The sequence below is a fragment of the Variovorax sp. 10L421 genome (assembly GCF_056395365.1).
In genome coordinates this window covers 107,678-119,296 of the sequence record NZ_JBFTJJ010000015.1, presented here as the reverse complement: position 1 = coordinate 119,296, position 11,619 = coordinate 107,678, and the positions used below count along the sequence as shown (strand labels likewise).

At 65.3% G+C, this 11,619-nt stretch carries 14 protein-coding genes; 4 read left to right on the top strand and 10 right to left on the bottom strand.

What is annotated here, in order from left to right; all coding sequences use genetic code 11:
• Positions 1-41: 41 nt before the first annotated feature.
• Genes AC1DFC_RS19525 through AC1DFC_RS19515 form a run of 3 tightly spaced genes read right to left on the bottom strand, consistent with a single transcriptional unit; the run spans position 42 to position 2,101 of the window.
• Positions 42-1,001, bottom strand: coding sequence for an SAM-dependent methyltransferase (locus AC1DFC_RS19525; protein WP_007835085.1), 960 nt, complete (start codon positions 999-1,001; stop codon positions 42-44).
• Between the two features lie 32 nt (positions 1,002-1,033).
• Entirely contained in the window at positions 1,034-1,456 is a 423-nt protein-coding gene (locus tag AC1DFC_RS19520) for a thiol-disulfide oxidoreductase DCC family protein (RefSeq protein ID WP_413332332.1), read from the bottom strand.
• A gap of 60 nt (positions 1,457-1,516) precedes the next feature.
• Complete coding sequence (locus AC1DFC_RS19515) at positions 1,517-2,101, bottom strand: GbsR/MarR family transcriptional regulator (protein WP_413332335.1); 585 nt, start codon at positions 2,099-2,101, stop codon at positions 1,517-1,519.
• Positions 2,102-2,218: 117 nt separating this feature from the next.
• Between AC1DFC_RS19515 and AC1DFC_RS19510 the strand changes: the two genes are divergently transcribed.
• The 3 genes from AC1DFC_RS19510 (at position 2,219) to AC1DFC_RS19500 (ending at position 5,624) form a co-directional block, all read left to right on the top strand.
• Positions 2,219-3,313 carry a PA0069 family radical SAM protein gene (locus AC1DFC_RS19510; protein WP_478179826.1) on the top strand — a complete coding sequence of 365 codons (1,095 nt, stop codon included), beginning with the start codon at positions 2,219-2,221 and terminating at the stop codon, positions 3,311-3,313.
• A gap of 344 nt (positions 3,314-3,657) precedes the next feature.
• The gene (locus tag AC1DFC_RS19505) at positions 3,658-4,584 is read left to right on the top strand and encodes a LysR family transcriptional regulator (protein ID WP_478179825.1); all 927 of its coding nucleotides are present in this window, start codon (positions 3,658-3,660) and stop codon (positions 4,582-4,584) included.
• A gap of 365 nt (positions 4,585-4,949) precedes the next feature.
• Entirely contained in the window at positions 4,950-5,624 is a 675-nt protein-coding gene (locus AC1DFC_RS19500) for a hypothetical protein (RefSeq protein ID WP_007835095.1), read from the top strand.
• 94 nt (positions 5,625-5,718) lie between these two features.
• Here the strand turns inward: AC1DFC_RS19500 and gnd are convergent, their stop codons facing one another.
• The 4 genes from gnd to AC1DFC_RS19480 all read right to left on the bottom strand — a co-directional run bounded on the left by gnd (position 5,719) and on the right by AC1DFC_RS19480 (position 9,349).
• Positions 5,719-7,140 (bottom strand): decarboxylating NADP(+)-dependent phosphogluconate dehydrogenase, encoded by a 1,422-nt coding sequence (gnd, locus tag AC1DFC_RS19495; protein ID WP_413332343.1) that lies wholly within the window; start codon positions 7,138-7,140, stop codon positions 5,719-5,721.
• Positions 7,141-7,317: 177 nt separating this feature from the next.
• Positions 7,318-7,749, bottom strand: coding sequence for an arsenate reductase (glutaredoxin) (gene arsC / locus AC1DFC_RS19490; protein ID WP_478179824.1), 432 nt, complete (start codon positions 7,747-7,749; stop codon positions 7,318-7,320).
• Entirely contained in the window at positions 7,746-9,038 is a 1,293-nt protein-coding gene (locus AC1DFC_RS19485) for an arsenic transporter (protein WP_478179823.1), read from the bottom strand. Before AC1DFC_RS19485 ends, arsC begins: the two co-directional genes overlap by 4 nt.
• On the bottom strand, positions 9,032-9,349 hold the full coding sequence (locus AC1DFC_RS19480) for an ArsR/SmtB family transcription factor (protein WP_007835104.1): 318 nt from the start codon (positions 9,347-9,349) through the stop codon (positions 9,032-9,034). The genes AC1DFC_RS19485 and AC1DFC_RS19480 overlap by 7 nt, the downstream gene beginning before the upstream one ends.
• A gap of 140 nt (positions 9,350-9,489) precedes the next feature.
• Here AC1DFC_RS19480 and AC1DFC_RS19475 point away from each other — a divergent pair, with 140 nt between their 5' ends.
• Positions 9,490-10,218 (top strand): alpha/beta fold hydrolase, encoded by a 729-nt coding sequence (locus tag AC1DFC_RS19475; RefSeq protein ID WP_007835108.1) that lies wholly within the window; start codon positions 9,490-9,492, stop codon positions 10,216-10,218.
• Between the two features lie 4 nt (positions 10,219-10,222).
• Here the strand turns inward: AC1DFC_RS19475 and AC1DFC_RS19470 are convergent, their stop codons facing one another.
• The 3 genes from AC1DFC_RS19470 to AC1DFC_RS19460 are packed head-to-tail and all read right to left on the bottom strand — an operon-like array spanning position 10,223 to position 11,612.
• Complete coding sequence (locus tag AC1DFC_RS19470; protein WP_413314465.1) at positions 10,223-10,834, bottom strand: 3'-5' exonuclease; 612 nt, start codon at positions 10,832-10,834, stop codon at positions 10,223-10,225.
• Positions 10,831-11,226 (bottom strand): TfoX/Sxy family protein, encoded by a 396-nt coding sequence (locus tag AC1DFC_RS19465; RefSeq protein ID WP_413314463.1) that lies wholly within the window; start codon positions 11,224-11,226, stop codon positions 10,831-10,833. Before AC1DFC_RS19465 ends, AC1DFC_RS19470 begins: the two co-directional genes overlap by 4 nt.
• Positions 11,223-11,612 (bottom strand): VOC family protein, encoded by a 390-nt coding sequence (locus AC1DFC_RS19460; protein WP_056520849.1) that lies wholly within the window; start codon positions 11,610-11,612, stop codon positions 11,223-11,225. Before AC1DFC_RS19460 ends, AC1DFC_RS19465 begins: the two co-directional genes overlap by 4 nt.
• Positions 11,613-11,619: the final 7 nt, after the last annotated feature.

Here is an 11,619-nt window from a genome sequence, read left to right as displayed (position 1 = left end):
AAAAGCCTCTTCTCCTCTGTCTGTTTGTATTCGTGTTGCGCTCAGTCGGCGCGGCGCCTGGCGGTGACCATGCAGTAGTCGAAGTCGCGCCAGAACGTGCCCAGCGCCAATGCGCAGTAGCTGGCCACGATGTGCTTGCGCCGCCATGGGCTGAGCCTGCCGCGCGCCTTCCAGAGTTCGGCCAGCGTGAAGCGGGTGGCCAGTACCGGGATGTGCAGCGCGCTGGGCGCGACGCGCCAGCGCAGCGACTTCACTTCCACGTCGTCGAAGCCGTGCTCATGCAGTGCAGCGATGAAGTCTTCGCGCACGGCCAGTGTGGGCACGGCCCAGCTGTCGGCCCACAGGCGGTGCAGCCAGCCCGCGAGGCGACCGGGGCTGCGGCGAAGCAGGAAACCGTCGACCACCGCAAGGCGCGCGCCTGGCCTCAGCAGCCGCGCGGCTTCGCGGATGAAGTCCGCCTTGCTGGTGCCGCCGGCATAGCAGGCGCTCTCCACGGCCCACGCGCCATCGGCCTGTGCTGCGGGCAGGCCGGTGCGGGTGTAGTCGGCCTCGATGTGCGCCATGCGGTCGGTCACGCCCGCGGCGGCGTCGAGCTTCGCGGCGATGCGGTTCTGCACGGCGACGTTGGTCACGGTGATGGCGTAGAGCGACTCGTGGTCGCCAACCAGCGTGCGCGCGGTGGCGCCGGCGCCGCAGCCCAGGTCGATCACGCAGCGGCGTTGCGCCGCGCTGCCGGGCCGTGCCTGGCCGAGCTGCAGCGCGCGGCCGACCACGCGATTCATTTCCACCAGCATGCCTTCGCGCCGAAGCGGGTTCAGGCCCGCGCGCCAGAAGCCGAAGTGCATGTTGTAGCTGGGACTCCACGCGCTGTAGTCGACTGCGACTTCGGTGAAGTAGTCCTGCGTGTCCTCGGCCGTGATGGGCGCGCTTGCGTGGCTCGCCGGGATACGCAGGGGCGTGTCGTGGGGCGTGCGGAAGTCGGGCCGGAAAACAGTGGACATGGCGATTCCCTCAGATGGTTGTTCGTTGGTTCTCAGAGGCGGCAGTTGCCGTCGTCGCAGGAGGACGCGACGCGCCCCGCCAGCCTTGCGGCCAGCCAGCGCGGAATGCGGTAGCGGTTGCGCGCCAGCAGCGCATAGGCGCGGTCGGCCAGCGGTGCAACCAGAGGCAGGTCGAGCAGGAAGCTGCCGCTGGACAGGCCGACCGCCGTGCGGCAGATGCGGATCGCCGGCACGCCGACGAAGACCCGGCCTTCGGCGTCCGATACGTGGATGGCCGCCATCAGCGCGCTGCGCGGGGCCGGACCGCTGCTGAACGCCACTGGCGAGCAGTCGACCAGTTGCAGCCGGGCTTCCGCGTCGCGCGCCTTGAGGCTGCCCATTTCGGCAGAGCAGATCGCGCAGCTGGCATCGAAGTAGATCGTGAGCGGGTAGGCGGGAAGGGCGGGGCGGCTCATGGCGTTCTTTGTTATCGATATTTCTGTTAAAACAGAAATAAATGGGCAAAAAAAGAGACCTCAGATCATCGGCAGGCTGGCGTGGTGCGCGTCGGCGTCATCGCCCTTGCCGGGCGACGCCGATTCGCCGCGAACGAACTTCTGCACGCTGGCGCCCAGCGTCATCACCTTGTCGAGCGTGCCGGGCGACAGCCGCAGCATTTCGTCGGCCCAGGTGGCGAGCTTGTCCATGAGTTCCATGGTGGAGCGGATGCGGTCCTGCGCATCGGCGGGCTCCTTCTGGAAGTCGGGGCTGGAAACCAGCTCGCGCAGCACGCGCACGGTCGGGTCGAATTCGCGTTCCTTGCGCTCGCGCACGACGGTGCGGAACAGCTCCCACACGTCGACGCTGGTCTCGAAATAATCGCGGCGGTCGCCCAGCGTGTGGGTCACGCGCACGAGGTTCCAGGCCTGCAGTTCCTTGAGGCTGTTGCTGATGTTGGAGCGGGCCACGCCGAGCGTTTCGCTCAGTTCCTCCGCGTTCATCGGCTTGCCGTGCGCGAAGAGCAGCGCGTGGATCTGCGAGACGGTGCGGTTGACGCCCCACATCGAGCCCATTTCACCCCAGTGCAGCACGAACTTGCGTTGAATGTCGGTGAGTTCCATGGCGTCGAGTTTAGGATTTACGAAATTTCTGTCAATAGAGAAATAGAAAAATTGGCGACGAATGTGAATCGGTGAAATACTGTATTAATACACAGTACTTAAGCCCAAGGAGCTGCCATGCCAACTGCACGGATCCCCGTTCACGCCATCAAGGGCCGCGGTGCGGCCACGCAACTCGCGCACCGTTTCTCGAAGGACGAGCGCAGCGCCTTCGACGACGGCTGGGGCACGCTCGAGGAAGGCGTGGCCGAGGCTAACGAGCTGCAGCCCATCGCCACCGAGATCCGCTTCGAGGACGTGAAGTCGGTGCTCAACGAGAACGACTCGCCCGACGTCCCCTTCGACCGTTCGATCAATCCGTACCGCGGCTGCGAGCATGGCTGCATTTATTGCTTTGCCCGGCCCACGCACAGCTACCTGAATCTCTCTCCGGGCCTCGACTTCGAGACCAAGCTCATCGCCAAGCGCAACATCGTCGAGGTGCTGCGCGCCGAACTTGGGCGCAGGAGCTATCGGCCCAGCTACATCGCCATCGGAACCGCCACGGACTGCTACCAGCCCATCGAGCGCGAATTGCGGCTCACGCGCTCGATCATCGAACTGCTGAAGGAAACGAGGCATCCGTTCGCGCTGGTCACCAAGTCGAGCGCCATCGAGCGTGACCTCGACCTGATCGCGCCCATGGCGGCCGACCGCCTTGCGGCCGTGTACGTCACCGTGACCACGCTCGACGGCGACCTCGCCCGCAAGCTGGAGCCGCGCGCCGCAGCGCCGCATCGACGGCTGCGAGYCATCCGCACGCTGGCCGCGGCCGGCGTGCCGGTGGGTGTGAGCGTAGCGCCGCAGATTCCCTTCGTGACCGAAGACATGGAACTGGTGCTCGAGGCCGCGTGGGAAGCCGGTGCGCGCAGCGCCTTCTACACGGTGGTGCGGCTGCCTTGGGAGGTCGCGCCGCTCTTCAAGGAATGGCTTGCGCTGCACTATCCGCAGCGCGCCGACCGCATCATGGCGCGCATCCACGAGATGCGCGGCGGCAAGGACTACGACGCCGACTTCGCCACACGCATGAAAGGCTCAGGCCTGTGGGCCGACCTGATCCATCAGCGTTTCGAGAAGGCTGCGAACCGCCTCGGCTTCAACCGCGAGCGCATTCCGCTGGACATCACCGCGTTCCGGCCGCCGAGCGCGGTGGGGCAGGGCAGCTTGTTCTAACTGTGCGGGCTGGAATAAGCAAAGATTCATATATGAATCAGCAAAGGGCCAATTGCGGAAAAAACGTCTTGGCGGAGATAGTGGATTAGATCAACTATCTGCTATTTCCATATAAATGGCAGCCGCGCGGAATAGCTCCGCAGCGAAGGTCTATTTCGAAACTTATTTGTAAAGGCGCCCGTCGATGATAATTGGTCAGCTGGTGCTCAGGATTTTTGGAATTGTATCCGCACCTGATGGATTTTGATCGATTGCAAAGCGGTGATTGATCGATAGCAAAAACGGAATTGATAAATCGAAGCGCGCAAGCGAATTTGAAATCACCTATTGACAGAAAGAATCTCGTGCTCGACCTGAATGAAGTCGCAATGTTCGTCCAAGTCGCGCGCTTCGGCAGTTTTGCCGAGGCGGCGCGGCAGCTGCGCATGCCCTCGGCAACGGTGAGCCGCCGCATCCAGCAGCTCGAGGCGCGCCTGGGCACCCGGCTGATGCAGCGCTCGACCCGCAAACTGACGCTGACCAGCGCGGGAGAAACCTTTCGTGAACGATGCGGCCCCGCGGTCGAGGAGCTGATCGAAGCAGGGCAATCGCACGTCTCCGGCAGCCAGGAGCCGTGCGGCCCGGTACGGGTGGCTGCATCGGCCAGCTTCTTCGAATACTTCGAGATGGAATGGGTGACGGCGTTTCTCGATGCGCATCCGTTGGTCCAACTCGACTTCGTTCTCAGCGATGTCCCGGCGGATCTCATTGCCGATCGCATCGACGTGGCATTTCGCATCGGCCCGCTGGCCGATTCGAGCTACGTTTCCCGAAGGATTTTCGCGAGCCACGCTGGCCTCCTGGCCAGCCCCGCCTACCTGGCGGCGCACGGTGTACCCGCCACGCTGCAAGAGCTGAGCGAGCACGAATGCCTGACGCAGCCACCGGAAACCGGCAGCCACGCCACCTGGCGCCTGCAGGGGCCTGACGGCACAGAGGAAGAAGTGCGAGTGAGAGGGCGCTTCACCAGCAACGTGCAGGTGGCGCTGCGCAGGGCCGCCTGCGCCGGGCTCGGCATCGTCGCGTTGCCGGCGGTCCTGACGGCATCGGAAGTGGCCACGGGCCAGCTGGTGCCCGTGCTGCCGCTGTACATGCGAGCGGGACGCGGGATGAGCGTGGTGTATCCCAGCCGCCAACAGCGCCCCCTGGCGGTTTCGGCATTCGTCGACATGGCGGTGGAAAAACTCTGCCTGCAGGAATGGAGGCCGCTGTCCAGCGCGGAGCCTGTGTGAACGAGGGTGGGTGGCCTCAATTGGCGCGACCCATATTGGGGAATTGAAATTTTTCTTGGTGCATGACATGCAATGTGTCATGCCCATTGCCTCAAAACTGAGTGGCTGACCCCCACTTGCGGCGCCAGTAACGAGTCATAAAGTAGTAAAAAATTGTCGCGTGCGCTGATTCGTTTCATGCGGAATGTCCTTGCGGACTGCTTCGAATTGAACGCATCTTTCAGTACGGGCCAATTCATCCATTTTCATCTTTTTCAAGATGGATCGAACTTTATTTGGCAAGGAGATAGCGGATGCAAATTGATCGAATTGGCGCGAAGTGCCGGCGGTGAACTGACATGAGCGCCGCAAGCAGGACACGCCCATTGCTGAGGCTCGGCGTCTACAAGCTGCCGCTTGCCGAAGTCGTCGTGATCCAGACGATCGTGCGGCTGTATGCGAGCGACGCCGCGTTCCCGTGGCAGCTGGTCAATGCGCCGCCGTACGACGCGCTGCTGGTCGATGGTGCCGCCGTGGAAGAGGGCAGCCCGCAGGTGGCCGGCATGGCCGCTGCCGTGCTCAGGCTCACGCGCATGCATTCGGGCGGAAAGCCCGACACGCTGGAGCGGCCGATACGTGCCGACAGGCTGCAGCAATGGCTCAAGACCACCGAGCACGCGCTGCGCGAGGCGACGCCCGCGCGGTCGACGCTGGACGACGCAGCCGCCATGGAGATCGAGGTTTCCGATTCGGTGCGCTTCATGCTCCGCCGCCGGCCGCCAGCCCTGCTGTTGCGCAACGACCTCGACAACATCCGCATGGCGAGCCTGCTGGCACGGCGTGCATTGAACGCGGGCGAACTGGCCGACATCAGCCAGCTTCCGTTTTCCCAGTGCGTTTTATTCCTGCATTCGCTGCAAACGGCCGGTGTGCTTGAACTGCATGTGGGGCCGGCTGTGCTCTCCCACGCGCCGCGCAGCGACGGGGCAGTGCGGCGCGACTTCGGGCCAGGTCTCATCAACGGCATCCGCCGCCGGCTGGGCCTGCGAACTTCATGCTGAAGGAAGGATGAAGGAACTTCTGAGGGAGGTCCGGTCCCGCCGCGCCACCGTGTTGGCGATGGCTGCGCGGTGATCACTTCGAGGGAGAGCCAAGTCACCCAATGACTTCAGGCCAGTCCGTATGGAAGAACTGTCCTTCGGGCTTGTCGGTGCGCTCATACGTGTGCGCGCCGAAGAAGTCGCGCTGCGCCTGCAGCAGGTTCGCCGGCAGGCGCTCTGTGCGGTAGCTGTCGTAGTAGGCCAGCGAGGCGCTGAACGCCGGCACCGGAATGCCGTTGCTCACCGCCAGCGCCACCACCTCGCGCCAGTTCTGCTGCGTGCGGTTCAGCAGGTCCTTGAAGAACGGATCGAGCATCAGGTTGCCCAGCGCCGGGTCGGTGCGGAAGGCGTCGGTGATGCGGTTCAGGAAACGCGCGCGGATGATGCAGCCGCCGCGCCAGATGGAGGCGATGCCGCCGAGGTCGAGCCTCCATTGCTTCTTGTCGCCCATCGTCTTGATGAGGTCGAAGCCCTGTGTGTAGCTGATCACCTTGGAGGCATACAGCGCGTCGTGCACCTTGGCCACCAGCGCCTTCTTCTCGAGCGAGAGTTCGATCTTCGGGCCCTGCAGCACCTTGCTCGCCGCCACGCGCGCCTTCTTCTGCGACGACAGCACACGCGCCTCGACCGCGGCGTTGATGGTGCTGATGACCACCGCGTTCTCGGCCGCGTTGATCAGCGTCCATTGGCCCGTGCCCTTCTGGCCCGCCTTGTCGAGGATGAGGTCGACGATGGGCTTGCCCGTTTCCGGGTCCTTCTGTTCGAGCGCCTTGGCGGTGATCTGGATCAGATAGCTCTGCAGCTCGCCGTTGTTCCATTCGTTGAAGATCGCTGCCATCTCGTCCGTGCTGAAACCGGCCGCCTTGAACAGGCTGTAGGCCTCGCAGATCAGCTGCATGTCGCCGTACTCGATGCCGTTGTGCACCATCTTCACGTAGTGGCCGGCTCCGCCGGGGCCGATGTGGATCACGCAGGGCTCGCCGTCCACCTTGGCCGCGATGCTCTCGAAGATAGGCTTCATCACCTCCCAGGTGGAAAGCGGGCCGCCCGGCATGATCGACGGGCCCTTGCGCGCGCCTTCCTCGCCGCCCGACACGCCCGCGCCGATGAAACGCAGGCCCTTGGCTGCAAGGTAGGCGTCGCGGCGCTCGGTGTCGGTGTAGAGGCTGTTGCCGCCGTCGATGACGATGTCGTCCTTGTCGAGCAGCGGGATGAGCTGTTCGATCACCTGGTCGACCGGCGCGCCGGCCTTCACCATGATCTGGATCTTGCGGGGCCTGGCCAGGCTCTGAACGAACTCCTCGAGCGTCTTCGCGCCGACCAGCTTCTTGCCGGGGTTGGCCGCGATGAAGGCTTCGGTGGTCGCCTCGGTGCGGTTGTGCACGCTGACCTGGAAGCCGCGGCTTTCCACGTTCAGCACGAGGTTCTGGCCCATCACGGCCAGGCCGATCAATCCGAAATCGCTTTTGTTGCTCATGGCCTGTTCTTTCATGTGCGTGCGCCGGAATGCCAGCGCACCGGTTTCATTCGCGGAACATTTTGCCGGTGTCGGGCCTGGGACAGAGATGGGCGCGTTTTATTCCCGCTTGGCAAGCGGGCATGGATTGGGGTGTGGGCGCGGTCTGCGAAGTGCCCCGCGTCGAGCCTGGGCAGCTCAGGGCTTGGCGGCGCGCTGGCCCTTCGCGTCGATGACCACCTCGCCGTCTTCCTTCAGGAAAGCGCCTTGCTGCGGATGCGGCAGGATGTCGAGCACAGCTTCCGAAGGCCGGCACAGCCGCGTGCCGAGCGGCGTCGTCACTATCGGCCGGTTGATGAGGATCGGGTGCTGCAGCATGAAGTCGATCAGCTGTTCGTCGGTCCACTTCGGGTCGTCGAGGCCGAGTTCGTCGTACGGCGTGCCCTTGCGGCGCAGCACCTCGCGCACCGGAATGCCCATCGCGGCAATGAGCTGCTCCAGCGTGGCGCGGTCGGGCGGGTGCTGGAGGTACTCGATGACCCTGGGCTCGTCGCCCGTGTTGCGGATCAGCGCGAGCACGTTGCGGGACGTGCCGCAGGCGGGGTTGTGATAGATCGTGATGTCGTTCATGGAAGTGGAATGCTCAATCGAAGTGCCAATGCCGCAAGGGTCACGAACAGCACAGGCAGCGTCAGCACGATGCCGATCTTGAAGTAATACCCCCAGCCGATGGCCGTGCCCTTCCTGGCGAGCACGTGCAGCCAGAGCAGGGTGGCAAGGCTGCCGATGGGCGTGATCTTGGGGCCGAGGTCGCAGCCGATCACGTTGGCGTAGACCATCGCTTCCTTCACCGCGCCGCTCGCGTTCGATGCGTCGATGGACAGCGCGCCCACCAGCACCGTCGGCATGTTGTTCATGACCGACGAGAGCCCCGCCGCGAGAAAGCCCGTGCCCATCGCCGCGCCCCAGACGCCGCCTTGCGCAAAGACATTCAGCAGTGCGGCGATGTGGCCCGTCAGCCCCGCGTTGCGCAGCCCGTAGACCACGAGGTACATGCCCAGCGAGAAGACCACGATCTGCCAGGGCGCGCCATGCAGCACCTTCCTGATGCTGATCACCGGGCCGCGTCCCGCGACCGCCAGCAGCACGACCGCGCCAAAGGCCGCCACCGCGCTGACCGGCACACCCAGGGGCTCCAGTCCGAAGAAGCCTACGAGCAGCAGCAACAGCACGACCCAGCCCGCGCGGAAGGTCGCGGGGTCGCGGATCGCAGCGGCCGGCGGCTGGAGTTGGCCGACGTCGTAGCTTGTCGGAACGCCGCGTCCAAAGCGAAGCAGCAGCACCAGCAGGCTCGCGAGCACCGCCGCGATGTTCACGGGAATCATGACCGAGGCGTGTTCGCCGAAGCCGATCTTGAAGAAGTCCGCCGAGACGATGTTCACCAGGTTCGACACGATCAGCGGCAGGCTGGCCGTATCGGCGATGAAGCCCGCCGCCATCACGAAGGCGAGCGTGGCCGCCGGCGAGAAACCCAGCGCGACGAGCATCGCCATCACGATGGGCGTGAGGATCAGTGCCGCGCCGTCGTTGGCGAACAGCGCGGACACGGCGGCGCCCAGCAGCACGATGAACGCGAACAGCAGCCGCCCGCGTCCGCCGCCCCAGCGCGCCACGTGCAGCGCGGCCCATTCGAAGAAGCCCGCTTCGTCGAGCAGCAGGCTGATGACGATCACGGCAATGAAAGTGCCGGTCGCGTTCCATACGATGCCCCAGACGACGGGGATGTCGGACAGCTGGACCACGCCGAGCAACAGCGCGACCGCCGCCCCGAGCGAAGCGCTCCAGCCGATGCCCAGCCCGCGCGGCTGCCAGATCACCAGCACGAGCGTGAAGATGAAGATTGCGACGGCGCTCAGCATGCCGGCGGGCACCCGGTGGTGCAGGGTTCGCCCTGGCAGCAGTTCTGCGTGAGGTAGGCAAGCAGGCCGTTCATCCGGTCGAACGCCGCACGGTAGATGAGGTTGCGGCCCTGCCGCTCCTGGGAGACGAGCCCCGAATGCATGAGTTCCTTGAGGTGGAACGACAGCCCCGTTGCCGGCACCTCGAGCGCTTCGGTCAGCGCGCCGGGCGTGAGGCCGGCCGGGCCTGCCTCCACCAGCGCACGGAACACCCGCAGGCGAACGGGCTGCGCCAGTGCGGCCAGGGCGTGGACGACGTCATCTTCTTTCATATTTCAAATATCGTTGAATTATTGAATCATAGCAGCGTCGATCCGGCACGGGCCGGTCATCGCGCTGGCGCACAACGGCCACCCGCAGTACACCATTGCCCCTACAGTCATTCCCCTCACAACGAAGGAGACAAGCCCCCATGTCCGACACCTACGTTCTAGTCCACGGCGCGTGGCATACCGGCGCCGAGATCGAAGCCGTGGCCGACGGCCTGCGCGCAGCCGGCCACACTGCGTACTGCCCCACGCTTGCCGGCAACAACCCCGGCGACGACCGCGCCAGCACCACTCTGGAGGACGCGATCGCCTCGGCCGTGCGCTACATCGAGGAGAAGAATCTCACCGAGGTCCGCCTCGCGGGCCACAGCTACGGCGGCATGGTGATCTCGGGCGTGGCGGACCGCATCGCGCCACGCCTGAAGCGGCTGGTGTACATCAACGCCTTCGTGCCGCTCGATGGCGAGTCGCTCAACGACATGGTGCCGCCGCCATACGTCGCGATGTTCGACGCCGTGGCGGCGGCCAACGCCAACGCGGTGACCCTGCCTTTCGAGATCTGGCGCGAAGCCTTCATCAACGACGCCGACCTGGCGACCGCGCAGGCGGCCTACGAAAAGCTCAACCCGCATCCGTATCGCACCTTCACCGACAAGATCAGGCTGCGGCAGCCGCTGGCCGCGCTGGCGCTGGGCAAGTCGTACGTCAACTGCCAGCAGGACACCGCGATGCCGCACGGCATGCCGTGGCATCCGCGCCTGTCGGAGCGGCTGGGCCTGTTCCGCCTGGTGGAGTGCCCCGGCAGCCACGAGATGTTCTTCTCGAACCCCGGGCGGCTCGCGCAGGCGATCCTGGAGGCGGGGCGGGACTGACCGGTCAGCTGCCGCCGAAGAGCGCGTCGTACACGCGGATGGATGCATAGGCGTCATTGGCCGCGTAGCGGATCTGCGCCTCGGTAAGCTGCCGGTTGGCCCAGTTTGACGTGGTCGCCTTGCGCGACTTGATGAAGCGGCGGTTGAACACCAGTGCCACGGCCGCCTTCACGCCAACCGACTTGCGGTAGCCGCGGTGGCGGAATTCGGTGTCGATGTCGAACACCGCCTTCGGTTCGATGCCGAGCCGCAGGCGGATCAGCGTGAGATCGCCCGAGAGCCCGAAGCCGACCTTGCGCAGCTCGGCCGAGGCGATCAGCGCGGCCACCACCGGGTTGCACTCGGTGCGGTGCAGCTGGAACAGCCACGCCGTGTCGCGCGTCGAGAACTGCACCACGTGCGGGCCGCCCGACACCTCGTTCTTCGCGAAGGTGGGCTTCGATTCGGTGTCGAAGCCGGCGATGCCGGCTGCCAGCAGCGTGGCGGCCGCGCGCTCGGCCTCCTGCAGCGTGGTGACGACGACGATGTCCTTGGGACCGAGGCCTTCGAAGGGTTCGAGCAGCGCGATCTGTTCGCGTTCGGGAAGGGGCGGGAGCGTCGGGTTGTGGGCGCTCACCGGGAGGCTGCCTTGCTTGTCTTTTTCTTCACTGCGGCTTTCTTGGCGGGTGTTTTCTTCGGCTTCGGCGGCTGGCCCGAGCGCAGCGCCGCCTCGTAGGCCCGGCGGCCCCAGAGTGCGGCTTCGTTCCGGTCCTCGAACAGGTCCGCCGGGGCTTGCCGGTACGACATCGGCATCGACTGGCCCTGGCGCACGTAGGTGAACGGCGGCAGGTCGAGCGCGTCGAAGTACGGCGCGCTCTCGGCATCCGACTTGAGGTAGAGCGTGTCGTTGGCCACGAGGGCGATCATGCGGTCCTCGTGCCACACGCCATGGCCGCCGAACATGCGGCGCGTGCGGATGCGGCCCAGGCGCTCGAAGGTTTCGTGCAGGCTATCGACGAAATCGCTCATGCCGTGATCTCGATGCGGTTGCCGTCCGGGTCCAGCACCACGCTTTCGTAGTAGCCGTCGCCGGTGCGGCGCGGGCCGTCGAGCAGCGGATGGCCGTCGGCCTTCAGGCGTTGCGTGAGTTCGTCGACTGCTGCGTCGGAGCCCACGCTGATCGCGAGGTGCGTCCAGCCCATGCGCTGTGCGCCGGCCTCCGCCGTCACGGGAGAGAGCGTGCTCGTCGTCATGGCCTCGATGCGTGCGCCGTCGCCAAGGCTCAGGAAGCACGAGGCAAAGCCCTTGGCCGGATTGACGTAGCCCGCGCCGGCGGTGGCGCCGAAATAGTCGACATAGAAGCGCTTGCAGCGCTCGAGATCGGTGGTCCAGAGTGCGATGTGGTCGATGCGCATGGAGCGG